This window comes from Streptomyces sp. NPDC043870, assembly GCF_056435785.1.
Genome location: NZ_JBWKDT010000067.1, coordinates 1 through 24,386, shown reverse-complemented (window position 1 = coordinate 24,386; position 24,386 = coordinate 1). Strand labels below are relative to the sequence as shown.

At 68.1% G+C, this 24,386-nt stretch carries 24 protein-coding genes and 3 pseudogenes; 15 read left to right on the top strand and 12 right to left on the bottom strand.

Translation table 11 applies throughout. The annotated features are described in order from the left end of the window. Positions 1 to 592: 592 nt before the first annotated feature. From AC0699_RS37175 to AC0699_RS37155, 5 genes and pseudogenes are all read right to left on the bottom strand, one after another. Complete coding sequence (locus AC0699_RS37175) at positions 593 to 811, bottom strand: hypothetical protein (protein ID WP_361647688.1); 219 nt, start codon at positions 809 to 811, stop codon at positions 593 to 595. Between the two features lie 635 nt (positions 812 to 1,446). Then, positions 1,447 to 1,671: pseudogene (locus AC0699_RS37170) on the bottom strand (hypothetical protein); the annotation flags it as partial. 49 nt (positions 1,672 to 1,720) lie between these two features. Next, positions 1,721 to 2,683 (bottom strand): alpha/beta hydrolase, encoded by a 963-nt coding sequence (locus AC0699_RS37165; RefSeq protein WP_478669984.1) that lies wholly within the window; start codon positions 2,681 to 2,683, stop codon positions 1,721 to 1,723. Positions 2,684 to 3,046: 363 nt separating this feature from the next. Next, complete coding sequence (locus AC0699_RS37160; protein WP_478669994.1) at positions 3,047 to 3,232, bottom strand: hypothetical protein; 186 nt, start codon at positions 3,230 to 3,232, stop codon at positions 3,047 to 3,049. Between the two features lie 47 nt (positions 3,233 to 3,279). Further along, positions 3,280 to 3,462, bottom strand: a pseudogene (locus AC0699_RS37155) (tyrosine-type recombinase/integrase); the annotation flags it as partial. Between the two features lie 202 nt (positions 3,463 to 3,664). Between AC0699_RS37155 and AC0699_RS37150 the strand changes: the two are divergent. From AC0699_RS37150 to AC0699_RS37130, 5 genes are all read left to right on the top strand, one after another. After that, the gene (locus AC0699_RS37150; protein ID WP_478669980.1) at positions 3,665 to 4,039 is read left to right on the top strand and encodes a hypothetical protein; all 375 of its coding nucleotides are present in this window, start codon (positions 3,665 to 3,667) and stop codon (positions 4,037 to 4,039) included. A gap of 145 nt (positions 4,040 to 4,184) precedes the next feature. Continuing rightward, positions 4,185 to 4,517: an ArsR/SmtB family transcription factor gene (locus AC0699_RS37145; RefSeq protein ID WP_453659458.1), complete on the top strand. Its 333-nt coding sequence runs from the start codon at positions 4,185 to 4,187 to the stop codon at positions 4,515 to 4,517. Between the two features lie 289 nt (positions 4,518 to 4,806). Beyond that, entirely contained in the window at positions 4,807 to 5,364 is a 558-nt protein-coding gene (locus tag AC0699_RS37140) for an N-acetyltransferase family protein (RefSeq protein ID WP_478669974.1), read from the top strand. Between the two features lie 321 nt (positions 5,365 to 5,685). Then, a complete protein-coding gene (locus AC0699_RS37135) occupies positions 5,686 to 6,114 on the top strand; it encodes a VOC family protein (RefSeq protein WP_478669971.1) in 429 nt (142 codons plus the stop codon). 464 nt (positions 6,115 to 6,578) lie between these two features. Then, positions 6,579 to 7,049, top strand: a complete 471-nt coding sequence (locus AC0699_RS37130; protein WP_478669967.1) for a GNAT family N-acetyltransferase — start codon at positions 6,579 to 6,581, stop codon at positions 7,047 to 7,049. A gap of 444 nt (positions 7,050 to 7,493) precedes the next feature. Here AC0699_RS37130 and AC0699_RS37125 read toward each other — a convergent pair whose 3' ends face one another. Further along, positions 7,494 to 9,020, bottom strand: coding sequence for an FAD-binding oxidoreductase (locus tag AC0699_RS37125; RefSeq protein ID WP_478669963.1), 1,527 nt, complete (start codon positions 9,018 to 9,020; stop codon positions 7,494 to 7,496). A 706-nt stretch (positions 9,021 to 9,726) separates the two neighbouring features. On the opposite strand from AC0699_RS37125, the gene AC0699_RS37120 reads away from it, so the two are divergent. Continuing rightward, positions 9,727 to 10,209, top strand: coding sequence for an RNA polymerase sigma factor (locus AC0699_RS37120; RefSeq protein WP_478669958.1), 483 nt, complete (start codon positions 9,727 to 9,729; stop codon positions 10,207 to 10,209). Then, entirely contained in the window at positions 10,206 to 10,817 is a 612-nt protein-coding gene (locus AC0699_RS37115) for a hypothetical protein (protein WP_478669953.1), read from the top strand. Before AC0699_RS37120 ends, AC0699_RS37115 begins: the two co-directional genes overlap by 4 nt. A 114-nt stretch (positions 10,818 to 10,931) precedes the next feature. Here the strand turns inward: AC0699_RS37115 and AC0699_RS37110 are convergent. Further along, positions 10,932 to 11,069 (bottom strand): annotated as a pseudogene (locus AC0699_RS37110) (response regulator transcription factor); the annotation flags it as partial. Positions 11,070 to 11,283: 214 nt separating this feature from the next. Between AC0699_RS37110 and AC0699_RS37105 the strand changes: the two are divergent. Beyond that, the gene (locus AC0699_RS37105) at positions 11,284 to 12,024 is read left to right on the top strand and encodes a Pycsar system effector family protein (RefSeq protein WP_478669949.1); all 741 of its coding nucleotides are present in this window, start codon (positions 11,284 to 11,286) and stop codon (positions 12,022 to 12,024) included. A 182-nt stretch (positions 12,025 to 12,206) separates the two neighbouring features. On the opposite strand, the gene AC0699_RS37100 is transcribed toward AC0699_RS37105, so the two are convergent. After that, the gene (locus AC0699_RS37100; protein ID WP_478669944.1) at positions 12,207 to 13,697 is read right to left on the bottom strand and encodes an oxidoreductase; all 1,491 of its coding nucleotides are present in this window, start codon (positions 13,695 to 13,697) and stop codon (positions 12,207 to 12,209) included. A 91-nt stretch (positions 13,698 to 13,788) separates the two neighbouring features. On the opposite strand from AC0699_RS37100, the gene AC0699_RS37095 reads away from it, so the two are divergent. Then, the gene (locus tag AC0699_RS37095) at positions 13,789 to 14,604 is read left to right on the top strand and encodes an IS5 family transposase (RefSeq protein WP_478669991.1); all 816 of its coding nucleotides are present in this window, start codon (positions 13,789 to 13,791) and stop codon (positions 14,602 to 14,604) included. Positions 14,605 to 14,925: 321 nt separating this feature from the next. Then, a complete protein-coding gene (locus AC0699_RS37090; protein WP_478669940.1) occupies positions 14,926 to 15,738 on the top strand; it encodes a serine hydrolase in 813 nt (270 codons plus the stop codon). Here the strand turns inward: AC0699_RS37090 and AC0699_RS37085 are convergent. Next, positions 15,735 to 15,965, bottom strand: coding sequence for a hypothetical protein (locus AC0699_RS37085; protein ID WP_478669935.1), 231 nt, complete (start codon positions 15,963 to 15,965; stop codon positions 15,735 to 15,737). The genes AC0699_RS37090 and AC0699_RS37085 overlap by 4 nt on opposite strands. Positions 15,966 to 16,272: 307 nt before the next feature. On the opposite strand from AC0699_RS37085, the gene AC0699_RS37080 reads away from it, so the two are divergent. Together AC0699_RS37080 and AC0699_RS37075 are read left to right on the top strand one after the other, a co-directional pair. Next, positions 16,273 to 17,241 (top strand): SCO2400 family protein, encoded by a 969-nt coding sequence (locus AC0699_RS37080; RefSeq protein ID WP_478669932.1) that lies wholly within the window; start codon positions 16,273 to 16,275, stop codon positions 17,239 to 17,241. Positions 17,242 to 17,320: 79 nt separating this feature from the next. Beyond that, positions 17,321 to 17,950, top strand: a complete 630-nt coding sequence (locus AC0699_RS37075) for a hypothetical protein (RefSeq protein WP_478669927.1) — start codon at positions 17,321 to 17,323, stop codon at positions 17,948 to 17,950. A 46-nt stretch (positions 17,951 to 17,996) separates the two neighbouring features. Here AC0699_RS37075 and AC0699_RS37070 read toward each other — a convergent pair whose 3' ends face one another. Further along, positions 17,997 to 19,220 carry a type III PLP-dependent enzyme domain-containing protein gene (locus AC0699_RS37070; RefSeq protein WP_478669923.1) on the bottom strand — a complete coding sequence of 408 codons (1,224 nt, stop codon included), beginning with the start codon at positions 19,218 to 19,220 and terminating at the stop codon, positions 17,997 to 17,999. Positions 19,221 to 19,416: 196 nt separating this feature from the next. Here AC0699_RS37070 and AC0699_RS37065 point away from each other — a divergent pair, with 196 nt between their 5' ends. The 3 genes from AC0699_RS37065 to AC0699_RS37055 all read left to right on the top strand — a co-directional run bounded on the left by AC0699_RS37065 (position 19,417) and on the right by AC0699_RS37055 (position 22,078). Continuing rightward, positions 19,417 to 20,010, top strand: a complete 594-nt coding sequence (locus AC0699_RS37065; RefSeq protein WP_478669918.1) for a cupin domain-containing protein — start codon at positions 19,417 to 19,419, stop codon at positions 20,008 to 20,010. A gap of 419 nt (positions 20,011 to 20,429) precedes the next feature. After that, on the top strand, positions 20,430 to 21,305 hold the full coding sequence (locus tag AC0699_RS37060; protein ID WP_478669912.1) for a LysR family transcriptional regulator: 876 nt from the start codon (positions 20,430 to 20,432) through the stop codon (positions 21,303 to 21,305). A gap of 197 nt (positions 21,306 to 21,502) precedes the next feature. Then, positions 21,503 to 22,078 (top strand): hypothetical protein, encoded by a 576-nt coding sequence (locus AC0699_RS37055; protein ID WP_478669909.1) that lies wholly within the window; start codon positions 21,503 to 21,505, stop codon positions 22,076 to 22,078. 148 nt (positions 22,079 to 22,226) lie between these two features. Here the strand turns inward: AC0699_RS37055 and AC0699_RS37050 are convergent, their stop codons facing one another. Both AC0699_RS37050 and AC0699_RS37045 read right to left on the bottom strand, forming a co-directional pair. Then, entirely contained in the window at positions 22,227 to 23,678 is a 1,452-nt protein-coding gene (locus tag AC0699_RS37050) for an RtcB family protein (RefSeq protein WP_478669904.1), read from the bottom strand. Between the two features lie 53 nt (positions 23,679 to 23,731). Next, positions 23,732 to 24,166, bottom strand: coding sequence for an archease (locus AC0699_RS37045; RefSeq protein WP_478669899.1), 435 nt, complete (start codon positions 24,164 to 24,166; stop codon positions 23,732 to 23,734). Positions 24,167 to 24,386 lie beyond the last annotated feature (220 nt).

The window sequence follows — 24,386 nt, the reverse complement described above, 5'->3', positions numbered from 1 at the left end:
AACACGCCGCAACGACGCGCACAGAAAAGCCGATCACGGCCACTGTCAACCATCAGCTGGGACCGAAGTGTCAAGCATCTCCCGGGACCGGACACGGGCCGAGGCTGATCTGCGGTAAGAGTTTCTCTACTTGATCAAGGCGGCTCGCTCCGCTCGCCGCGCGCGGCCCCGGCTCGCCGCCGGGCCCGACGCTCTTGTCTCCGCCCCGCTCCGGGCCCGGCTACGCCGGCCGCGCGGCTGTAGCGAGCACACCCGAGCGGTGGACGGTAGCCCGCGATGGCTGGGCCCGGTCGGCTCCACGGCTTTAGGCAGCCACCATGGGGCGAGCCTCGAAGATCGGGGCCCACATCGGGCTATTGCGGGCAGGTCCAGAGACTGCCCGATTCGCGACCAGCGTACGGGCCCCGATCTCTCGCCCCATGGCAGGTCCAGCCCAAAGCCGCTCCCGCCGACCTCATCGGGCCCGTGTGCGATCGTCACGCCTCCCAGGTACGTTGAGCCGTCAGCCGAGGGGGAACGCTCGCGAGGGAGCGCCCCGCAACGCGTGGCTGCGGGGCGCCGATCCACTTTCACAACGAGCCCTAGTGGGGTTTTAGTCGACCGTCTGCCCGTCGTACATACCGCCCCTGCAGGTCGGGAGCACGGGCGTCGACCGATCGATCGTTCCGCCGCCGTCCGTGCACTCACCCGGGGTGACGCTGGCCGGGGTGACGCTGCCGGCGGTGGCGGTGGCGGTGGCGGCGCCTGTGAGGCCGAGTCCGGCGAGGGCTGCCGTGGCGAAGACTGTGGCGAGGATTCGTCGAATGCGCATTTGGTTCGCCTTTCACAGATTGCCTCGGTTGGGGCACTAGCCAGCTTGATCTTCACCCATATGGGTGGCACGTCATGTTGGGCCATTCGGGTGAAAGTGTTGTCGGGTGCGGGGTCGGTGACGCGACCCGTCAGAGCGGATGGAAGCCCGTGCCGCATCCGTGCCAGAAAGAGCGGATCCCAGCGGTCAAGAGCAGTCAAGCGCGACGCCTCGCGATTAATCACCAGAGGCCGTTTGCGCTGGTCAGCGTCAACCCCCTCCGTGACGGCCCGGTGATTCCCAAGCTCAGAGCGCGGGTTCGATTCCCGTCACCCGCTCCACGACGAAGGCCCAGGTCATAGACCCGGGCCTTTCTTGTTGTCTGGACCACGTGGTCCGCGACCTGAACTCCCCACGAGGTCTGGGCGTTCAAGACGCACGGGACGATGTCGCGGTCGGTGGACAGCCGTTGACATACGCCTTGAAGGGCGAGGCGGGTCGTGTCCAGGCGTCGCGCCTGCGCTTCGATGAGCTCGAACACCTCGGCGCGGGTGGAGTGCGAATCGTCTTTGGCGTAGAGCCCCTGAGGCAGGGACACGCCGTTGCGCTCAAGGTGGCACCGCAGTTGCAGTCCCTGCCACAGGAAGTGGCCGTGATCACCCTCGAGACCGCCGTCCCGAATCCGGAATACGTGCTTGCCCTCTTCGAATCCGACATGTCGAGGTCGCCAGCCTCGTCGGCGTACATGCATATCCTGGCCACCTATCCCCTGTGGCGGGGTCACGATCGCTGGTCATGTGCTGATGGATCAGCGCGGCCCGGGAGCTGCTGTGTCCCATACGAGTCATCAGCTCCCGCGTGCTGACCCCGGCCGTGGAGGCGCCGGCCTATTGCCCGTGTGCGCAGGTCATGGACGTGCCGCCCTTGAGGCTAAGCGGTTCCGAGGGCATCACGCAGGAGCGAGACAGCCTGGTCCACGGCTGCTCGGGTGGCCCTGGTCTGGCTGAGTGAGTTGATCATCATGAAGTCGTGCACCGCGCCGTCGTAGCGCACCGTGGTGACCGGGACGCCTGCTGCGCGCAGCTTGGCGGCGTAGGCCTCGCCCTCGTCGCGCAGCACGTCGGCCTCGTCCACGATCAGCAGGGCGGGCGGCAGGCCCGCGAGCTGCTCGGTGGTGGCGTGGTTGGGAGAGGCGGTGATCTCCCCGCGCTGCTTCGGGTCGGTGGTGTAGGCGTCCCAGAACCACTCCATGGCCTTGCGGCTGAGGTAGTAGCCGCTCTCGAATTCTTCGTAGGACTTGGTGTCCATGGCCGCGTCCGTGACCGGGTAGTACATCGACTGCTGCACGAACGTGACGTCACCGCGCTCCTTGGCCATCAGGGCAAGCGCGGCTGTCATGTTCCCGCCGACCGAGTCGCCGGCCACCGCCATGCGCCGGGCGTCCAGGCCTTTGGACGCTCCCTCGCGCTCGATCCACTGTGCGGTGGCGTAGCCCTGCTCGATGGCCACGGGGTAGTGGGCCTCCGGTGAGGCTGTGTACTCCACGAAGGCCACCGCCGCGCGGACACCGACCGCCAACTCCCGTACCAGGCGGTCATGGGTGGCGGCGTTGCCCAGCACCCAGCCGCCGCCGTGCATGTACAGCACGACGGGCAGTGTCCCCGTGGTGCCCTGCGGTTTGACTATGCGCACCCGTACGTCGCCCACGGAGGCCGGTACGGTGATCCACTCCTCGTCGACCGGCAGCTTGTCGACCGGCGCGGCCTGCAGGTCGTCGAGGACCTTGCGTGCTTCGACTGGCTTCAGCTCGTACAAGAACGGATGGTTCGAGGTCGCGTCGGCCAGCTCCTGCGCCGGACGCTCCAGGACGATCGAGGCGGATTGAGCAGTCATGACAATGCTCCCTGGCAATGCTGAGAAGCCCAGGGTGAAGAGCAGCGGGCGCGTGATGACCGCCCTGGGGCGTCGGCGCCGCCGCACGCCCGGGCTGTGGGCCGAGCCCCTGGTCAAGCCCTCGATGGGGCGATACACCCATCCTAGTCGCGCGCCATGCCACCCTCGACTTCGGACGCCGGCCAGCGGAAGCCGAGGAGGTTACAGCGACCCGCGGAGGCAGGCATGTGTCAGCACCCGGCTGACCACCTCGCCTGGGGCGCGCTCTCGCGCCAGATCCGTGCCAGGTAGAGCGGATGACCACGGTCGAACAGGAGCTTCAAACCGGCTGCCTGGACTCATGCCTGAGCACATCGCTGCGGGTCATCGCCCGTACGGCTCCGCAATGCTGAACATCCGGCGGGCCATGGTGCGCAGCCCTCTTACGGTGCCCCAGGACACGATTGCCACGGAGAGCACCAGCGAGATGATCCACACGGCCATCGCGGCATCGCGGAGCGCCGCGAAGACGACGCCAGCGACCGCCACCACCAGCGGTGCCAGCAGCACCTGGGCCCGGCCCGCCGGCGTCCGACGGGCTCGCGCACGGAGCGCCTCAGCGTGTGGCCGGTGTGACGAAGATCGTAGAAGCGGAAGCTGTCGGGTACGCCGGCCTCGGCCCGCGCCCTCCTCCACCTGCGGCCGAAGCTGGAGCGGCGGAACGGCTTGCCCTTCTCCCCCACGAACAGCAGCCCGTCCGGACCCTTCTCCGCGTACCACTCCCGGTGGCTCCGCAGGTCGGTGCTGCCGGAGTGCACCACGCCAATCTGCGCGGGCTCTTACGGATGAAGGTCTGTTTTCGACCTACCGTTGGCCTATTTCGCTCATGCTCCTCCACGGCACCTTCACCGTGGGTAGCGTTCCCGTCACATGCCGCCGCGCGGTCTGTCCGCGGGGGTCCCGGCATCCGACAGCACGCACTGATGAGGAGTGAGCGCAGCGATGGCCAATGTGGAGATCTCCCTGAAAGAGTCCATGACATCGATCACGGGGGCGCTGGGGGTGGCGCTCGTTGACTACACGAGCGGGATGGCTCTGGGCACGCTGGGGGGCGGCAAGGATCTCGATCTGTCGGTGGCAGCGGCCGGCAACACGGACGTGATTCGCGCCAAGACCCGCACCATGGAGCACCTCGGGATCAAGGACGACATCGACGACATCCTGATCACCCTCGGCAGCCAGTACCACCTGATCCGGCTCCTGAAGGGCCGAGGGGGCAACGGCCTCTTCCTCTACCTCGTCCTCGACAAGGCCAACGCCAACCTGGCCATGGCCCGGCACCAGTTGCGGCGCATCGAGGCGGACCTCGAGTTGTAGTGCGGTGACGATCCTCTCGCTTCCGGCTACCCACGAATTGAAAGTATCTTCAATTCGCGAGATCCCGATGAGGTCAACCCTCTGAAAGGGGCCGCCCGGAGGCGGGAGGGTCGGTTGGTAAGCGTCAAGTCACGGGAGCGATCACATGCAGGTACCGCTGTACCAGGCAAAGGCGGAGTTCTTCCGCATGCTCGGGCATCCCGTCCGCATCCGGGTGTTGGAGCTCCTGCAGAACGGCCCGGTGCCGGTACGCGATCTACTGACAGCGATCGAGATCGAACCGTCCAACCTGTCCCAGCAGCTGGCCGTGCTGCGGCGGTCGGGAATCGTGGTGTCGATACGCGACGGCTCCACCGTCAGCTACGCGCTCGCCGGCGGTGACGTCGCGGAACTGCTGCGCGCGGCCCGCCGCATTCTCACCGAATTGCTCGTCGGGCAGCATGAACTGCTCGAGGAACTCCGGCAGGCCGACGTGTGAGCCCAATCGGCCCCAGGGCTGTCAGGCTCTTTGAGGCGTGATCCGCTGTGACGGACACCAGGAGGAGTCTTTCACGGGCCATCTTTCGTGATCACGAAGGACAGCCCCGCCGGTGGCGCGACGCACCAGGGTGGGCAGTGGCCACCAGGCCGGCGTATGCCCGGCCGAGTTGGACGCGCTGTCCGGCCAGGACGAATCCGCCGACGGCGCTGACGGTCCGCTCGGCGATCTGGGGTGCGGACGGCGGCTGAGAAGCTACATGCGCGAGAACAGTCCGAGGGGGCACCATATGACGCCGCAGGGAACCATCACGGTAGAGCACATGGACGGCTCGGCCGCAGCGCAGGCTGAGGACGCGTTCAGGCTGATCTATGCCGACGTGTTCGCGGAACCGCCGTACAACGAGACCGCTGACGACGTCGCAGCCACCTTCCGGCGCTTTCGCTCCCAGACCCGTAAGCGCACTCTTCGCGCCGCCCTGGCCCGTACCGAGGACGGCGAGCCGGTCGGCATGGCATACGGGTACCCGGTCGAGCCCGACACAGGGTGGTGGGACGAACTGACCGAGCCCGTGCCCGACGACATGCGGCGCGAGGACGGGCACCGCACCTTCGGCCTCATGGAACTTGCCGTACGCGGACCCTGGCGCGGGCAGGGTGTCGCGCGGCGTCTGCACGAGACGCTGCTCGATGTCATCGAGGCCGAACGGGTGCTGCTGAACGTCCACCCGGACAGCAAGGCAGCGTCGGCCGCCTACCAGGCGTGGGGCTACCGCAAGATCGGCGAGGCGCGCCCGTGGCAGGGCCCGGACCTCTATGACGTCATGCTGCTCGACCTGCGCACATGACGACCGCGTACAAGCGGACGCGCATTGAAGGGGACGCCCTCTGTGGCTGGGGCGGTCGGCCCCACGGCTTGGGCCCTGGTCGCCGCCCGCGCCCCAGGCAAGGCCGAACAGGTTCTTGTGCGTCGTCATGGCAGCAGTCCGCCACTTGGACCGCAGGACGCCGGTGCCGGAAACCGGTGGGCCGCGTTCCCTGCGCCGTATCCCCTCGCGGGCAGCCGCACGAGCGATCGGCCGGACAGCTCCTGGCAGGTGCCGTCCTCCCGACAACATGCGGATCCACACCGGGAAATGAGCAACGGAGTCCCCTGCTATGGTGCGCCGATGTCATCGATCAAGCAGTTCCAAGTCACCTTCGACTGCGCAGAACCTGAACGCGTCGCTCGTTTTTGGTGCGAGGTGTTGGGGTACGTCGTATCGCCGCCGCCGCAGGGGTTTGCTACTTGGGACGATTTCGACGGCTCCCGGCCTCCTGAGGATCAGGGTTCATGGTTCGCCTGCGTCGATCCCTCAGGTGTGGGCCCGCGACTGTTCTTTCAGCGCGTTCCCGAAGGCAAGGTCGTCAAGAATCGGCTGCATCTTGACGTGCGGGTCGGCACCGGGCTCGTGGGTGAAGAGCGCCTGGCCGCGCTTGAGGCCGAGTGCGCACGACTGGTCCCGCTCGGCGCGGTACGCGTGCGACTGCTGTATGACGGCAACGATTCGTGCATCGTGATGCAGGACATCGAGGGCAACGAGTTTTGTCTCGACTGAGCATCCTCCGAGCCGGCGAGGTGGGGAGCGGCATCGCGGTGTGAATGCCCCGAGCACGCAGTTGGAGCCGTCATGGGCCGGTCGTCGTCAAAGGGGCGGAGCTCGAACATGGCCCGGTTGCCTCCTGGGTGAGGTGCGTAGCTGTCCCTCACAGAGAGTCACACTCTCGCCCAGCCCGCTCCGGCGCCCAGAGGGGCCACATTCGCCCACGGGTCATTTTCGCAGGTCACTGCGGATAGACCGGGCATCATGAAGCAAGCCGACCGCCATGACGGAACGATCTGCCTCGGACGCGGTCACAGCCGGGCGTGCCAGTCCCGCTCCAGATCGCCTGGGTCGAATACGCTGCGAAGACGTCCAGTCTGGCGTCCGTGATGACGCGTACGCACAAGGCAATGCCACCTGGTGGCGGCCCTCCGCGTCGGCCCGGACGGCGCAGCTGCCGGAGCAGGAAGGGGTGTGCCATGAGGTCCCCAGGCGTGCACCTACGGGAGATCACCGACGACAACCGGGATGCCGTACGTGCCCTCCGCGTCCGACGTGACCAGAAGCAGTTCGTCGCCTCGGTGTCCAAGTCGCTCAAGGAGGCGGCAAAGACTCCGGAGGCCAATCCCTGGTACCGCGCCGTGTACCGGGGCGACGAGCCAGTCGGCTTCGTGATGCTGTCGTGGAAACCGCCGGCTGGTCCTTTCAAAGGGCAGCACTTCCTCTGGCGCCTCCTCGTCGACAAGCGGTACCAGAGGCGAGGGATCGGCCGAGAGGCGCTCACGCAGATCGCCGCCCTGGTTCGCGCGGACGGCGCCACCGAGCTGCTGACCAGCTACGAGCCCGGCGACGGCGAACCGTGGCCCTTCTACCAGAAGTTCGGGTTCGAGCCCACCGGGGAGATCGACGACGGCGAGATCGTTCTGCGGCTCACCTTCCCCGCTGGGTGAGCTCGTACGGGAAGCCGCGGACGGTTCTGACCTCTGGTGGTCACATGACCAAGAAACTTGTGGCAGTGCCGACGATGGAGTCCGCTCCCCCGGCGCCAGAGGTGACTCAAGGCCCGGACCGTCGCCTCGCTCGTTCCCGCAAGGAGCGGACTTCGAGGCCTGGGTCGTGCCCGTCCGGAACACAGGGGGTGGGGACAGTGCCTTTGACGAGTGCCGCGCATGAGTGGATCCGGTCCGTGCCCCACGCGCGTGTCGTCTCCCACGGGCTCGTAGGAAGAGCAAGTAGCCGGCCGGGCGTGGCCTTTCGCCTCGCCCGGCCGGTGCAGCTCAGAACTGCACCGCACCACCGCCCGACCTGGAAACACACGTGGCGGGTGCTCAGTCGCCGCACCCGCCATCGTGGCTGACCTTCGGTATCTCGGCTCAGGTCAGAACAGTGCCTGCCTATCGGGGTCCGGAGTGTGAATGCCGGTCACCGTCTGTCGCGGGCGGGACGCTCTGCTCGTACTGGAAGACGTTGTGCGGGTCGTACTTCGCCTTGATCTCGCGCAGCCGGTCGAAGTTGTCTCGCCAGTAGGCGGTCTCCCAATCCTGCTGCCCGATGTTCGGCACGTTGACGTAGGCGCCGTTCACGTAGGGCCGCAGCGCCTGGCTGAACTCGGCGATCCAGGTCTGGGCCACTGGGGTGAGCGGGTCGCAGACGCCTGGCTCGTCACTGCGCTTCCCCCAGCCGACGCCGGGCTCGGAGTAGAAGAGCGCGTCGCGATGCGGGAACGCGGTACCGCCGCGGGGGCTCTTCCTGACGGCCCCGCCGAAGGCCTGCACGAAGAAGTTGCTGTCATCCGTCGGGGCGTTCTGAACGAACGAGGCGACCAGGTCGATCGCCTCACTCGGGAACGGCTTTCTGGAGAACTGCGAGAAGAACTTCCAGTTCGCAGGTTCGAGCTCGATCGGAATCTGGAATCCCGCGTATACGTCGCCCCAGTTACCGACCTGAACTGTGACTTCGGGGCTGTCGATCGACAGGATCGGGTCCAGCAACTCCTTCGCCTCTTCCGGCGTTCCTTCGGCGAGAACCCCGAACAGGAAGATCTGGTTTCTGTGGATCTCGAGCTGGGTTCCGAGGCGGTCGTCGATGAACGGTGCCGTACGCTGATACGCCTCGAAGATGGCAGCGAGGTCGTCGATACCCGTCCACGTCGCCTGCAGATAAGCGACGCTCTTCAGCGGAGCCAGTTTGTAGGTCAGTGACGTGACGATCCCGTAGTTGCCGTTCCCCGCCCCGCGGAGCGCCCAGAGCAGGTCCGAGTTGTGGTGCCGATCCACCTGGATCACCTTGGCGCAGTCGTCGCCCGACGCGACGACGATCTCGGCACCCACGAGGCTGTCGCAGGCCATGCCGAGCCAGCGGGTGAGGAAGCCGAAGCCGCCGCCGAGCGTCGCACCGGACAGGCCTACGCTGCCTTCCGTTCCGGTGGTCACCGCGAAGTCCTGCTCCGCGAGCGTGGTCACCGCTTCCAGCTGGTTGAGCCCGGAGCCGACTGTCGCGATGCGCTCGTCGGCGTCGATGTGGACGGACTTCAGCTCGCTGATGTCGATCACGAGGCCGTTGTCCACGTTCGACCAGCCCTCAAGGGCGTGCCGGCCGCTCCGCACCCGCAGCGCGACGTCGTTCTGCCGCGCCCACGTGAGGGCGTTGACCACGTCCTGGGTGTTCTGGGCGAAGACGATGACCAGCGGATAGTGAGAGAAGAGCTGGTCCCAGCCGAGGCGCGCGTCCGTGTAGTTGGGGTCTTGGGGGCGGACGATGCGGCCGGTCAGCTCCGCCGGCTCACATTTCGGGCCTCCGGGCCTTTTGCTCGCGGCGCTCGCGACCGTGGCGCCTGCGACCGCAATACCCGGGACGGCGACCGCGCCGGCACCTGCGGCCGCCGTCGCCTTGAGCAGGCCGCGACGAGAAAAGTCGTGCATGGTCCATATCCTCTCGACCGGGCTGCGCCCGCATTCGACTAAGGCAAATCTTGTCCGCCAGTTGGCGCGTGAAATCCTTTGTGGACATTCCCTGCGACCCGCACAGTAACAGGTGACCATGGCGGTTTTGCCCGACACGCTAATCGAGGGTGGCGACGACGGGCCGAATGAGGATGCGTACGGGGTGGGCATGAATTAGCCCAGCCGGGTGGACCCGGCGGGGGCTTGATGTTCGCATTGTCGGAGTGATGGTTATTCTGTTGCGACTTCGGCGACCGCTGTGCACGCGCCGGACTTTTCGACATGCGCGGCGTCCAGTGGTGGGTGCACCGCCGAAGCAGGCTCATTCTTCTTGGTCCGAATCCACCGGCTTGATGTCTGCGGATAACACTTCCAGGCATTGTCCTGGCTCATGCGCAGGACGGCACGGCCGAGTTGGGGAAGCCGCCGGAAATACCCGCAGGTCGATTCCTGCCCGAGCAGACCACCAGTGCCGCAACTTCAAACCGGCAGTTGCCGTGCCGACCGCAGGCCGGGCCGGGCTGACACGCTACGGTGACCTGCGTCATACCTGCTGTCGTGAAAGGAATCGCCCGGCACGGGTGCGGGACGTGGAATCCATGCTGGGGCAGGAGCTTGCCCGGGCCCGAGAGGCCCGCTTCGAGGCGCTGATGCGCGTGGTGATGGAGCCGCTGCACCGATACCTGTGCGCCGGGCGGACGCCGGCGCGGTCGACGACGTCCTCGCGGAGACGATGCTGGTGCTCTGGCGCCGTCTTGATGACGTGCCAGGGCCAGGGGCGGATTCGAAGATCGACCCTGACGATGTGCTGCCCTGGTGTTACGGCGTCGCACGCGGTTGTCTGGCCAACGTGCGCCGGGCGGAGCGGCGTCGACTCCGGTTGGTGGAGCGGCTGGCCCGTACGGCACGGCCGCCGGGGCCCGCGGAGGCCGACCAGGCCGAACTGCACGCCGTACTCGGCACGCTCGGCAGCCTGGACCGTGAGGTGGTGCTGCTCTGGGCATGGGAGGGGCTGCCGCCGCGCGCGATCGCCGAGGTGACCGGGCTGACTCCCAACGCCGTCAGCATCCGGTTGCACCGGACGAAGAAGAAGCTTGCCGCGCTGCTCGACCGAAAGAACGGCGGCCCCGCTGGACATGGCACAGGTGAAGGAAGGAGCAACCGGTGAACAACGACGAACTGCTCGCCCGGCTGAGGGCCATCGACCCGGCTCGGACCTCTCACGCTCCCTCACCCGACCTCAACCGCCTCCTGGAGACCACCATGACCGCAGACACCAAAGCCCCGTCCACCAATGACGGCTCGGACGGACGCCGCCGACGCCTGGTGCTGGCCGCAGCAGCAGCCGCGGTACTCGCAACGGGAGGCGGCATCGCTTGGGGACTGGCGGCGAACGGCAGCTCGTCGCCCTCGGCATCCTCGCCGTCCAAGGCCGACCCGGTGACCCTGACCGTCCCGGAGGCGCCTGCCGCCAAGTGCGCCGCGGTCACAGTCGACGTACTGGGCAGCATGCAGACCGCGTTCGAGGGCACGGCGACCTCCGTCAAGGGCAACCAGGTCGAACTCCGCGTCGACCACTGGTACCGGGGCGGGGACGCCTCCGTCGTCCAGCTCCGGAACGAAACGGAGATGGTCCCGCTGCTCAGCGGGGTGGAGTTCACAGCCGGCCGGCACTACCTCGTCACCGCCAACGACGGCCGTGTCACCCTGTGCGGCTACAGCGCCGAGGCCGACCCGCAGCTGCGAGGCCTCTACGACAAGGCGTACACGCGGTGAGCACACCGGGGCGGCGATCGTTCCGTTGCTCACAGGGGCTTGCGGTCGAAGCCGGGTGGCCTGCCTCCGTAGCTGTCCCACCGGAGGCGGTGCGCTCCAGGCGCCCTACCGTGTGGCGTCGACGCCGTCGCCGCCCGGCATCCGCAGGTCCATCAGGATGATGTCCGGCTGCAGCCGCCCGCAGAGCACGACACCTTCCGGGCCGGAGGACGCCTCGCCGACGACGTCGAGGTCGGGTTCGGCGTTCAGCATCCCGCGAGCGGACGAGACCTGCGGCTTGAGCGACGGAGCCCGCCGGCCCGGCGGGCATCCCCTTTCCCCAACCGTGCGCGTCCCCCATTCTGGGGCCAGGCAGAGGTGGCGCCCGGATCCGGGGCATTCGGCGAAACGCCCTCGGCGGAGGGACGTCACGGATACCGGGCGGGCACGGGCACGACAGCCGGCGTTCTGATCCTCCAACAACACTGTGAGGACACTGTGTTGCTCATTCAGGACCAGGATTTCGTCCTGCTCAAGGACGGGCGGGTCCTCTCGGTGCACGGTCACTGCCACCCGCCGGACCACGTGGTCGGCGAGCTGGCCTTCGTACCGGCGTCCGGGGGCGACTACACCTTCTTCGGTTCCCGGTACCGGAAGGCGTACGTGGCGGAAGGCCGGGGCATGTCCGAACGCGATCGGGAGCGCGTCCGGTTCGAGACCGGCACCTGCTGCGGGCATACAGGCCTACGCCGAGAGACTGCTGGCCAACGCCCGGGACGAGGTCAAACAGGCTGATGCCAAGGCTTCGTTGCTCCTGGCGGCGTCCGGCGTCGCGCTGGGCGCGGTCCTGTCCGTCGCACTGTCCGAGGGCAAGTCGTTCGTGCCCATGGCCAACTCGGTGGAGTGGCTCTGGTGGACCGGTCTGGCCGCGGCGATCGCGGGTGTGGGGCTCCTCGGGTACGCGGTCTGTCCCCGTAACCGCCGCACGGCCGATGCCCCGGATCACCTCGTGGCCTACTTCGGTGATGTCGCGGAACACCCGAGGGCAACCCTGGAAGCACGCATCGCCCGCACGCTCCAGACCCCGACAGCCTCCTCGCTGGATCAGCTCTACGAGGTCGCCCGCATCGCCGCCTTCAAGTACGCGTTGATCCGCCGGGCTCTGTACCTGTTCGCCACCGCCGGCGTCGTGTGCACGGCAGGGCTGCTGCTCAACCTGGTGGTGTGACCTGCCGGGTACCTGCGGCACGCGAAGTTCCCGACAGGGCGGAACCTGTCATTCACCTCATCGGCTGCTTTGAAAAGGCCCGCATAAGAACGCCTAACACAATGACGCCGCCGCCCCCAAGCAGATTAAGACGCCCTCGAGCAGAGCGGGGCTACCGATGCTCGGGGCCCTTGGTCCGCTTGCTAGTTCTTGTTCAGTGTTCTGGTCACGCCTGCGACGACCGCCGTGGTGAGCATCCAGCCTGCGGCGATCAGCACGTACGCAAGCCACTGTGTGACTGGGGTTGTCCAGTGCCACGCCTCCCGCTGGCCCAGGCCGCCGATGGGGATCAACAGGTCGAGGGTGTAGGCGATCGGGTTGAACGGTTGCCCCTCTCCCGGTTTCGTCCGGGCCGGTGAGTGCGTGCTGAACACTGTCGAACCGATCGCGATCAGTGCCGTCAGCCACAGTCCGGCCAGCCAAGGGCGATAGCCGTAACCGACGGTGGCATCCATCAGGTACCCCCACGCCCGTGCGACTGGGTGCAGGGCGCGCCGTCGGTGGCGTTCTTTGGCCAGAAGGACCCGGCGCGCGTCGGCGTCATGTCCGACCTGGCGGTACCAGCCCGCAAGTTGCTCGTACGGTTGCGGGGCGTAGCCCCGGGAGCGGCGGATCCAGGTGATCCGGCCGGCCACGGTGTCCCAGACGGCGCCCTCCGTGGTGTCGATGGCGTTGTACGTGAAGCCGTCCAGCCGTATCTCCTGCGGCCAGCTGAACTCGGTGTCGTGCAGGACCCCGACACGAGCGTCCCGCATGTCCAGCGTTCCAGAGGGCAGTGCGCCGAACCGGACGTCGAGGTCACCGGCTTGGAGTCGCGCGCAATCCAGGGCCACGTCGGGATCGGCAAGAGTGGCGCCTTCGAACGTCATCAGGTCCCCGACCTGAACGCCTCGCAGACGTACCGTGGCCTGCGCGCTGATTCCGGTGGCGAGCAGACACCCGAAGGTCGCACGGTCCGCGAGCACGGAGGCACTGCCGTCAGGACTCTCGAGCCGCGCGCCTTCCATGAGGAGGCCGGTGCGCAGTTCAGCGCCCAGGAGCACGGTTTGCCCGCGAGCGAGGAACCCGTCCCGGCACAGGAGGGCGCCCTCGATGACGGCGTCGCTGGCGTTCAAGGCCTCCGAGTTCTCCGGTGGTCGCAGACTCGCGCCGCAGAGGTCGAACTCGCCGGTTATCCGAGCGTTGACGACAGCGACTTTGCCGTCCTCGACCAGCGCGCGACGGAGATCGAACTGACCGTCGATCCGGGCCGACCTGGCGTCGATACCCGGCACCCGAGTACCGGCCATCCGGATCATTCGGGTCGATGCCCCGGAGAGTCGGACCTGCTCTTCGAGCCAGCAACCGTCGAGGCAGAGTGGGCTCAGGACCTCCGCCCCCTCCAGGTCGATGCGTCCGGTGATCCGCGCCCCTGCGAGCCGCAGCGCGGCAACCGCATGCGTGGAACGGTCATTACCCCTTAGCAGTAGACCGGTCACCACGGTGGCCCGCACTGAACGCTCCGGTCCCCAGCCATCGCCTTCCGCTGGATCGTCCTCAGCGGAGGAGCCGGTGCGCAGGTCCACCCAGCGTCCCTCGGGGAAGGCATCCCACAACTCACGTTCCGTCGGCGTCAGCTCGTCGTATATCAGCACGAGCGCACACTAGTGATCAGCAGACGGGTAACCCAATGAGATGGATCGGTGCTGATGCCCGTGACTACATGGCGAGTTGAGCATTCATCGCATAGTGGGGACATCGCCGTGGATAGTGTCCGATGACCTGTGGGAGCGGATCGAGCCGCTGCTGCCGAGGCGGGAGCGCCGGTTTCGGTATCCGGGCCGCAAGCCACTGCCGGACCGGCAGGTGCTGTGCGGGATCCTGTTCGTGCTGTACACCAGCACCCAGTGGGAGAACCTGCCCAAGGAGCTGGGCTTCGGCTCGGGCATGACCTGCTGGCGCAGGCTGAGGGACTGGAACGATGCCAATGTCTGGCAGCGGCTGCACGAGGTGCTGCTCGCAGAGCTCAATGCGGCATCGCGGCTGGACTGGTCCCGCTGCGTGATCGACTCCAGCCATGTCAGAGCGCTGAGAGGAGGGAGCCACACGGGTCCGTCGCCGGTCGATCGGGGCCGGGCCGGCTCCAAGCACCATCTGATCACCGACGGCTACGGCACCCCGCTCGCAGTCCTCCTGACCGGCGGCAACCGCAACGATGTCACCCAGCTGTTGCCGCTGCTCGACGCAATCCCGCCCGTCCGTGGCCGCGTCGGCCATCCCCGCCGGAGACCCGACTCGCTCTTCGCCGACCGTGGCTATGACCACGACGTCTACCGCGACCGCATCCGTCAACGCGGGATCGTGCCGGCCATCGCCCGCCGCGGAACCCGGCATGGCACGGGACTGGGCATCTACCGATGGGTGGTGGAGCGGAGCTTCGCCTGGCTTCACGGATTCAGACGACTTCGCATCCGCTGGGAGCGACGAGCCGACATCCACGAAGCCTTCCTCAAGCTCGCCTGCTGCCTGATCACCCACCGTCAGATCGACTCATTGTGTTAGCTGTTGTAAGCCTATCGGCTGACCCGGCAGGCCGGTCCCATCTCAAGCTTGTAGCGTCGGACCACAAGCGCGACTGACGGACCGGAAAAGCGGAAGGGGAATGAATTGACGCTCGGTAGGACGACTTCAAAGGTAACTTTGGGAACCGTTTCCGTTGCGGTCTCCGTTGTCGTTGCAATTCCCCCCTCAACCCCCGCTCCCGCGCCCGCTTCCGCTCCCGCGCCTGCTGCCGCTCCGAATGCCCCCACTGCAGCCGCAACCCATGAAGCAGAGAGGACGGAAAGCGCATCTCAGCGGATCAACGGCGAGCTGATTGAATGCGTGTCCGAGAACCCCAGACTGGCAATTTCCCTGACCCGAGGCATAGCGAAGGCGCTGAAGAACCGCGCCAGTGAGGCCTCGATGGTGCTGTATGACCGAACCACCCACACATCCTGCACGTACGACGCGGACAAGCACTACGACTCCGCGAGCACGGTCAAGCCGGTGGTACTGGGCGCTCTGCTCCTGGCCAGGGGCGGCCACTTGTCCGAGGACGAGCAGGACCTGGCCAGGGAGATGATCGTGGGTTCGGACAACGACGCGACGTACACGCTGTGGGACAGCCTGGGGCCCAAAAGAATTCAGAATTTCCTGGACAAGGCCGGAATAAGGAACACCATCATCAACGAAGCAGGCTTCATGGGCCTGACTCAGATCACCGCGAGGGATCAGGCCAGACTGCTTGAGCTGCTCACCGGTAAGGACAACTCGGTCCTCAACGCCGAACAGCGCACCTACATCCTGGGCCTTATGCATGACGTCCAGAAGGATCAGCGGTGGGGAACGCCCGCCGGGGCCCCCTCGGACGCTTCCGTCCAGGTCAAGAACGGATGGCTGCAGCGTTCCGAGAGCGGGCTCAAGAATCCCTGGGACCGCGGAGACTGGAAAGTCAACAGCATGAGCGCGTTTACCGGCCACGCCTACGACTATGGCCTCGTGGTCCTCACCGAGAACAACAGGGTCCCTGAGGACGAGTCGGAGGAAGTGGGGTGGGAATACGGCATGGATACGATTGAGGGCGTGGCGAAGGCCATCCACCACAGCCTGTACCCGGACCGGACTCCCCGGGCCACCGGCCGACCGGCTATCTAGGCGCGGCGTCCCTGGTTCCTGGGGTGGTTGCGGGCGGTGCGCTCGTTGCCGAACTTGTACGCGCCGGTCCAGCGGGCCATCACCGTCTGGGCGTCGCCGGACTCCACTTCCGCGGCGAACTGCGCCGCACGGTTGCCACGCAGTGTGGCGGCCTTGCGTCCGAGATGGGTGATGACGATGGTGCCGTCGGCGCGGGATTCGTAGCTGAATCCGGAAGGGGTCGGCATGATCGGACCTGCCTCGTCTCTCGGTGTCTGGTGAACGCTGCTGAACCGGCGCAGCGGGCACGGCGCGCGCCCGGAGGATCAGGCCGTGACGCCTGTCCCTCTCGCCGGAGCCGCTCATCCCGGCATTCGTGACGACATGTCCGGGAGTACGGGACAGCACTGCCAGAGAATCTTTGCAGCAGCATCACAAGGGCTGCGCACCGCCTTCGGCGGGTGCCGTTAGCGTTGCTGGCCGCTCGATCCCGCATGCGAACTTGAAGAGGTCGTCGGCGTCCCTGGCGGCGCAATCAGCAGAGAAAGATCGCAGATGGACTACTGCTCCACGTGCCGTCGGAACCTCAACGGGGCTCTGGTGTGCCCAGGGTGCGGCGCCTACGCTCCGGACATCGCGCCGCCGGTCCACCGTCTCCACAACGCGGTCGCCTCTGACGCAACGATGCGGGAGGCATGGCGCGCGGAGCAGGTCCCCGCTCCGGAGTTCCACCTCGGGGCTCGTCACGCCGATGCCGAACCGGTCGGCAGCGGTAACTTCGAAGACGCGATGGCGGATGCATCGAGCAGTGAGCGTTCGTCCGGCTCATCGGGTTCATCTGGCTCGTCGGATTCTTCTGGTTCATCTGGCTCGTCGGATTCTTATGGTTCGTCCGGTGACTTCGACGGCACCGCTCCCGCTCTGCAGGGCGGCCGGGCGGCTCGGCGTCGGCAGCTGGCACGTTGGAAGAAGAACCGGCGTCGGGCCTTGACCGCGACGGCCGTCGCCCTTGTCGGTGGCGGCCTGACCGTCGCCGTACTGCCGGCCGTCAGGCCTTCCGCGAGCCACACACACGCAGCCTCACCGCCGGAACCGGTCACCACGGCCACGCCCGGAACAACGCCCACCGGCGGGGCGTCGGAGCAGCCGGACAGCCAGGCTTCGCGGCGTACCAGCACTCGCCCGCCCGTGACAACGAGCGGGCGGCAGAACACCACCGATACCGCACCTCCCAGTGCGACGACGGTCCGGCATACGGGAACGGCCGCCGCGGCCGAGCCCCCCGCCACGCCGCACACCGCAGCCGAACCGGCCAAGGGGACAGGCGTCGGAAACGCCGCCGCACCAGCCGCACCGGCCCCAGCCCCAGCCCCAGCCGCGCCGGCCCCGGCGACCACCGCGCCCGCTTCGACCGAAGCGCCCGGCGAAGGCACTTCGGCTCCTCTGAACCTCTTGCCGACTACGCCGCCGGCCGAGCCGACCTCGCCGGCGCACGTGTGCCTGATCGGTGTGTGCATCGGCTGATTGCTCGCTGCGATCGCACGCCGACGCCTGCTCACGCTGCCGAATGCCACCGCCGAAACATCAAGGAGGCCGAGTCCCCGTGAGCGCCTGCTACCGAGCACAGCTGCACAGAATCGGCCGGTGGTGGGCCGTCGACATTCCGGAACTCGCCCTCCACATGCAGTGCCGCACCCTCGATGAGGCCGAGGACGTGGCGCGCGACGCCATCGCCGAAGCACAGGGCATTCGACCGGACACGATCGCCGTGGAGCTGGTGGTTCCGGAGTTCGCAGCACTGCTACAGGGCGTACTGGAAGCGAGAAGGCAGCGGGCGTGGGCGGATGCTGCCGAGCAGCGGGCTCGGGCCGATGCTGCCGAGCAGCAGACGATCGCCGCTGCTGCTCGCACGCTGATCGAGGATCTGCACGTAAGCCAGGGTGACGCCTGCCGACTGCTCGGCATATCTCACCAGGAGGTGTCGCAGCTCTCCCCGGCCCGCGGCTTCGCCGGTCCACCTCCATGGCGCCTCGACCCACTGTCCACGCCGAGCGCACCGGGCCTCGGTATCCACAGCAGCGGTGATACGGCGCAGCACGCGAACGGGCGTCAGCGTCCGCGACCGGGACTCGCCAATGGCGCACCCGACAGCGGCGGCACGTTGCGCCCGAAGCGGCCCCGACGGGGGTCATCCATCCGCCCGCGCTGGGCGATTGCGGAGGATGACGCCTGAAGGACGGGCATGGCGGAGGGGTCGGCTTCGGCCGTTCGATCGGGTGTCACCGGAACTGCGGGTGCCACACCTCTCCGGTGGGGCCGTCATGGCCGACGACCGTGATGTCCGGCCATTTGTCGAACGCGGAGCAGGGGTGAGAGATACCGAGGTCGACCTCGTCGCCCACGTGCAGGCCGTGTGCGTCGGCCAGGATCAGATGGTGGTCGAAGATCTGGGTCGCGGTGGCGCTCGCGGCGGTACGCGGCTGTCCTTGCGGGTCGCGGGCGCTGATCAGGACCGGCAGGCCTGCGTCGTAGGGAAGTTCACGCTTGCCGGCGCCGATGACGGCTCGTCCTGGTTCCGGGGTCGACAGGACGACCGCGCGGACGGTGAGGGCCGCTTCCAGCCCAGGGAAGGGCGAGACATGCTCGTAGGTGCCGTGGTCGTGCGTGACGTAGCAGCCGGACCGCAGCACGAACACCGGCTCTTGGCCGCCGTGTTGCCCGAGGATCTCGCGGTGGGCTGCGACGGCCCGGTCGGGGAAGGCTGATCCGCCCATGCTGAAGACGGGCTGTCCGGTCCGCACCAGCGGCGCCAGGGCGCGGAACACCTCGGCCGCCTGGCGGCAGTGGGCGTCGACGTCGGCGACCGTGGCGGCGTCCCGGCGGTTGGGCCGGATCCCCTCGTAGCCTGCGACACCTGCGAGGAGCAGCCCCGACGGAATCTCGGCGACGGCCTTGCCGAGCGCGATCGCCGCATCGGCATCCCGTACGCCCGTCCGTCCTTCCGGGGCACCCACGTCGACGAGCACCCGCAGGGGGGCGCGCGCACCGTCCATGGCGGAACGCGCCAGGTCGAGCCCCTCTGCCGAGTCGACGAAGCAGAAGACTTCGAAGTCGGAGCCGGGGCCGAAGTCGGGGCCGGGGCCGGCGTCGGTGTCGGTGTCGGTGTCGGTGTCGAGAATCGGGTCGAGCCAGTGCCGCACGAGGGCGAGGTCAGGGCCGTGGATCACCTCGTTGGCGATCACGATGCGGCGAAGTCCCCATCCCAGCGCGATGCCGGCCTGCCGCACCGTGGCAACGGTGACTCCCCATGCCCCGGCCGCCATCTGCCGTTCCACGATGGGGCGGGTCATCGTGGTCTTGATGTGCGGGGCCAGCTCGACGCCCTGCTCGCGGCACCAGTCGCCCATCAGCCCCACATTGCGCTCCAGCGCACCCAGACCGAGCCGCAGCTCGGGCAGCTCCCGCGCGGGGAAGCCTGCGGGTGCGGCACCGCTGGGGTTCATCGATCCTCCGGATGTGGGTCCTGGCGCGACGCCGGCCCGGCGATCGCCGTACCTGCGTCGTGCGTCGTGCGTCGTGCGGCTCGGCGGTGGTCCGCCCAACGAGCAACGTCTATATCGGATGCAGTGTCGCCTATCCTAGACAGTGATGGCCACTATGCTGGATGTTGCACATCGTTTACTGGACGGAGGACGGTCCATGACGGCCGGCGATCACCCGCCCGGCTCGGAGGAGACACCCCGAGACACCGGCATCGGCCGGCACCTGCGCCGCGAGCGCCTGGACAAGGGCTACACGCTGGAGAAGCTGGCCGAGGAGACGGGCCTGTCGCGCAGCTACCTCAGCAACATCGAGCGCAACGTCAACAGCCCGACCATCAACACCCTGCGCACGATCGTCGATGCCCTCGGCGTCTCCCTCAGTCGGCTCTTCCGGGACATCGACCGCGAACAGCGCGTCCTCACCCGCCCGGACCAACGGGTGGAGCTCACCCGTGCCGGAGTGGAAGGGATCACCTACTCCCTGCTCAACCCCAACCCCGTCGGCAGACTCGAAATGATGATCCTCGAGGTGGCTCCCGGGGCATCCTCCGGCGACCGGCCCCACACCCACGCCGGGGAGGAAGTCGGCCTCCTCCTCAGCGGCGAACTCGACTACTGGGTCGATGGCGTCCACTTCCGCCTTCAGCCCGGCGACAGCGTCAGCTTCGAGTCCACCACTCCTCACCGCTACCACAACCCCGGCACGGTCCCAGCGGTCTGCGTCTGGGCGGAGACACCGCCGGGCTTCTGACCCGACCGGGGCACGACTGCCGGGGACACCACGACCGCCGGGGACACGACTGCCCGGGACACGACCGCCCAGGCGGACACCCCGGTCGCGAAGGAGCGAGGAGCGAGCGGCTCTGCCGGAACGGGTTCGCGAACACGAGCAGGCCACCGCTCAACGGTCCGGGCGGCAGCGGATCCCAGGCTCGGAGCTCGGGGCTCGGAGCTCGGGTTCCACTCCCGTCACCCACCACATGATCAGGACTCAGATCGGAACGGATCGGCAGATTGGATCAGATCAGACCTGGAGCCCGTCGGCCCACAACTGGACCACACCCCGTCGACAGGCCCGCTCACCCCCGTGGAGAGGGCCGTCATCGGAGTCACCCCATCGTTTCCAAGCACCACGCCCCCATCAAGACCAATCTTCTGTACGATCGGTAAGTGGCATTTACTGAACTGGGGGAGATAGAAGCGTTCCTGGCCCTTGCCGAGGAACTGCACTTCGCCAGGGCGGCGGACCGGCTCCGGCTGTCCCGACCGCGGGTGAGCCAGCTCATCCAGTCGCTCGAACGGCGCATCGGAGACCGTCTGTTCGACCGCACGAGCCGCCGGGTGACCCTCACACCCACCGGCAGCTTCCTGCTGGAACGGGTGAAGCCGAGCTTCGAGGGGCTGCAGCGATCCATCGAGGAAACCCAGGCATTCGCCCGCGAGCTGCGCATCGGGTTCCTCGGACCGTTCGCCGGCGCGGTGGACGCCTCGGTGGCCAACTTCCGTCGCACTCACCCGGAGTGGTCGATCAGCATGACCGAGACCCGCTGGGGCGACTACTTCGGACCGCTGCGGCGGTCCGAGGTGGACATGCAGGTCACCATCTGGCCGGTTCAGGAGCCGGACCTCACCAGCGGCCCGGTGATCGCCGAGTATCCACGGGTGCTCGCCGTCTCGGTGGGCAGTCCGCTCGCGACCAGGTCGTCGGTCGACGCGGAGGAACTGGCCGAGCACACGATGGTCGAGATGCCGGTGACAGCCCCCAAGGAGATCCGCGAGGGATTTCTGCCGCAGCGTACGCCCGGTGGACGGCCCATCCGCAGAGGGCGCCTGGTCAAGACGCAGCACGAGATGCTCAGCCTCGTCGCGACGAGCAGCGAGGTCTGCGCGACCTCCACCGCACTGACGCAGTACTACCGCCACCCCGACGTTGCGTTCGTGCCGCTGACCGGACTGCCGCCTGCCCGCGCCGTGATCAGCTGGCGCACCGCCAACGAGAACGCCAAAGTCAGGGACTTCACAGCATCACTGCCGTCGCTCGCCTGACACCACACGACACCTCTGCGCGGGACCGCGCACACAAGACGGACAATCGACCGGCAGGCGGCAGAACAACTCCTTTACGGGCAAAGGCCGTTGATCACAAAGGCCGCTGCCCATAGGGTTCTGATCAACTCGGCCTCACCGCCGAGGCCGCTCCTTCCGCCGGCCGCCAGGCACCCCAAGCCGAGACGAGCCTGACCATGTCTGTCATACGTGCCATCACCGCCCTGGGCCTGACCGCGGCCACGCTGGCCCTCGCAGCATCCCCGTCGGCATCGGACGTTTACGAATCCGGCCTCGAGATCAACGGGAACAAGCCCGCTCAGCGCGGGGACGACATCGACGTCGCCGCGACGGAAGACCCGTTCATCTTCGCCGACGAGGACTGGGACGGCTCATTCATCACGCTCGAATCGCCCGCGTTCGTCGCACCGGTGGAGATCAGGCAGGGAAGGTTCTACTCGCACGGGAAGGCGAAGGTGCGCTGTGGAATCCAACCTGGCACCTACACCGTGCAGATGACCGGAACGAAGGCCGAGGAGACGTCCGAGAAGGACGGGATCGGGCGGACGACGCTGACGGTGACGGCTGCCATGGATCCCGCCAACCGCGAATACTGCGCCAGTGCCCGTGGCAAACAGGGTGAGGCAGAGGCCGCCGCCGCAGCCGGGCGCGGCGGACCCGGCATGCCGACTCTGATCCTGGCGGGCGGGGTCCTGACCGCCGCCGCTGTCGGCGGGTTCCTCTTCTTGCGGCGACGAAGGCGACGAACGTAGCCGCGCCACCTGACGGGCTTCGCCCCTCGCATGGCAGCCGCCCGTAGCGGCCGACCGGATCGGTCGCCCGGATCGGTCGGCCGAAGCCGCGGCCCTGGACTCCGGCGGCCGCACCCCGCCGCCCGCGCCCGCGCCTACAAAATCGCGTTCAGCCTTTGACGACCCCCAGAGGGACCAGGCGGGCCACCTTGCGGCACAGCCCCGCACCCTCGCTCGCCTGTACGACGCGGTCGATGTCCTTGTACGCCATCGGGGCCTCCTCCGCGAGTCCGCGCCAGGAGGCGCCCCGCACCGCGATGCCCTGTGACTCCAGCTCCGCCCGCAGGTGCTTGCCGTCGACCTCGCGTGCCGCGCGGTGCCTGCTCCGTACTCGCCCGGCGCCATGACAGGTCGAGTGCCACGCGCCGCCGCCCGGCACGCCCGCCAGCACGTAGGAGGCGGTGCCCATGGTGCCCGGGATGAGCACGGGCTGGCCGAACCCGGCGAGGTCGCGCGGGAGATCGGAGTGCCCCGCCGGCAGCGCGCGGGTGGCTCCCTTGCGGTGGACACACAGCCGCAGCGTGGAGCCGGCGAAGGGATGCGTCTCGATCTTGGCCAGGTTGTGCGAGATGTCGTAGACGAGGTCCAGGTCGCAGCCGACCGTTTCGGCGAAGGCCCGCCGGGCGGCCTCGGACAGCAGCTGGCGGTTGGCGCGCGCGTAGTTGGCCGCGGCGGCCATCGCGGCCAGGTACGCGCGGCCCTCGTCCGAGTCCACGGGGACACAGGCGAGCTGCCGGTCGGGGACCTCGATGCCGTACCGGGACATGGCCCGGTCCATGGTGCGGACGTGGTCGGTGCAGATCTGGTGCCCCAGGCCTCGGGAGCCGCAGTGGATCATCACGCAGACCTGCCGCTCCCGCAGCCCCATCGCCCGCGCCGCGGCCTCGTCGTAAACGGTGTCGACGGCCTGCACCTCCAGGAAGTGGTTGCCCGAGCCCAGACTGCCCACCTGACCGAGTCCCCGTTCCACGGAGCGATCGCTGACCTGCTCGGGAGCGGCCCCGGGCAGCACACCCTCGTCCTCACAGCGCCACAGGTCGCGGGCAACGCCGTGCCCGCGCTCCACCGCGTACCGCGCGCCGCCCGTCAGGACCTGCTCCAGCTCGGACCGGGTGACCGACCACACCGCGCCCCGTCCCGCTCCGCGCGGGATGCGCCTGCCGAGGTCGTCCATCAGGTGCCGCAAGCGGTGCGGAGCGAGCGCGTCGCGGTCGTAACCGGCCGCGAGCAGCCGGACCCCGCAGGAGATGTCGAAGCCGACGCCTCCGGGTGAGATCACACCGTCTGCCGCCGTGTCGGTCGCGGCGACGCCGCCGATGGGGAAGCCGTAGCCCCAGTGCACGTCCGGCATCGCGTACGAGGCGTCGACGATGCCCGGCAGCATGGCCACGTTCACGACCTGGACCAGGGCCTGGTCCCCGGCGGCCTCGGGCAGCAGGTCGCGGCTGGCGAACACCACGCCCGGCACGCGCATCTTCCCGTGGCGGTCGACGCGGAACCGGAACGGCCCCTCCGCCACGATCTCGACGGCTGTCCCGGCTGTCCTGGCTGTGCCGACCACGATTGATCGCCTCCTCCGGTCCCCCTTCACACGGCCGGGCGGCGCGACCCGGCTCATACGTCCAGCGTCACCGAACAGTTCCAGCCCTCGGCCCCGTGGGCGAACACCAGCTCATGGAGCGTCACCGCCTTGGGCACCGCGCCGATCACCGGCAGCGAGCCGACGCCGGCGACCCGGAAGCCCACCTGCACACCGCCCGGGATCGCTGCCACGTCGACGTCGACCGGAACCTCCCCCGCGGTGTCGAGCCAGTACACGACCTCCTCCAGCAGGGCCACCAGCAGCTCCTCGTCGTGGTCCGCCCTGATCACCACGTCCCGTGTGCGGTCACCCGTCGCTCCGCCGAGGTCGACGAACGACTCGGCGACGCCGCGCACCGCATGCGCCAGGCAGTCCTCACGGCTCGGGGCCCATGCCTCGACCCGCAGGTCAGCGGTGTGCGGAACACTGCGGTGCCCGCCCGGCCGGGCTGGGGGCTCCAGATCCATCGCCGCCCCATTTCCCTGGGCGTCATTCCTGACATACCCATCCTCACCCCTGGCGGGTGCACAGCGCAGCCGGCCTCGATCCCACAGAAGAATGAGAAAGGGGATCGCGAAGACCGAAGCACGAACCCGGGGGGGGGGGGGGGGGGGGGGGGGGGGGGGGGGGGGGGGGGGGGGGGGGGGGGGGGGGGGGGGGGGGGGGGGGGGGGGGGGGGGGGGGGGG

Bases quoted from the DNA above. Each gene is read 5' to 3' on its own strand.
- AC0699_RS37175 (WP_361647688.1), bottom strand. From the start codon at position 811: ATGCGCATTCGACGAATCCTCGCCACAGTCTTCGCCACGGCAGCCCTC.
- AC0699_RS37165 (WP_478669984.1), bottom strand. From the start codon at position 2,683: ATGACTGCTCAATCCGCCTCGATCGTCCTGGAGCGTCCGGCGCAGGAG.
- AC0699_RS37150 (WP_478669980.1), top strand. From the start codon at position 3,665: ATGGCCAATGTGGAGATCTCCCTGAAAGAGTCCATGACATCGATCACG.
- AC0699_RS37145 (WP_453659458.1), top strand. From the start codon at position 4,185: ATGCAGGTACCGCTGTACCAGGCAAAGGCGGAGTTCTTCCGCATGCTC.
- AC0699_RS37140 (WP_478669974.1), top strand. From the start codon at position 4,807: ATGACGCCGCAGGGAACCATCACGGTAGAGCACATGGACGGCTCGGCC.
- AC0699_RS37135 (WP_478669971.1), top strand. From the start codon at position 5,686: ATGTCATCGATCAAGCAGTTCCAAGTCACCTTCGACTGCGCAGAACCT.
- AC0699_RS37130 (WP_478669967.1), top strand. From the start codon at position 6,579: ATGAGGTCCCCAGGCGTGCACCTACGGGAGATCACCGACGACAACCGG.
- AC0699_RS37125 (WP_478669963.1), bottom strand. From the start codon at position 9,020: ATGCACGACTTTTCTCGTCGCGGCCTGCTCAAGGCGACGGCGGCCGCA.
- AC0699_RS37085 (WP_478669935.1), bottom strand. From the start codon at position 15,965: ATGCCGACCCCTTCCGGATTCAGCTACGAATCCCGCGCCGACGGCACC.
- AC0699_RS37080 (WP_478669932.1), top strand. From the start codon at position 16,273: ATGGACTACTGCTCCACGTGCCGTCGGAACCTCAACGGGGCTCTGGTG.
- AC0699_RS37070 (WP_478669923.1), bottom strand. From the start codon at position 19,220: ATGAACCCCAGCGGTGCCGCACCCGCAGGCTTCCCCGCGCGGGAGCTG.
- AC0699_RS37065 (WP_478669918.1), top strand. From the start codon at position 19,417: ATGACGGCCGGCGATCACCCGCCCGGCTCGGAGGAGACACCCCGAGAC.
- AC0699_RS37055 (WP_478669909.1), top strand. From the start codon at position 21,503: ATGTCTGTCATACGTGCCATCACCGCCCTGGGCCTGACCGCGGCCACG.
- AC0699_RS37045 (WP_478669899.1), bottom strand. From the start codon at position 24,166: ATGGATCTGGAGCCCCCAGCCCGGCCGGGCGGGCACCGCAGTGTTCCG.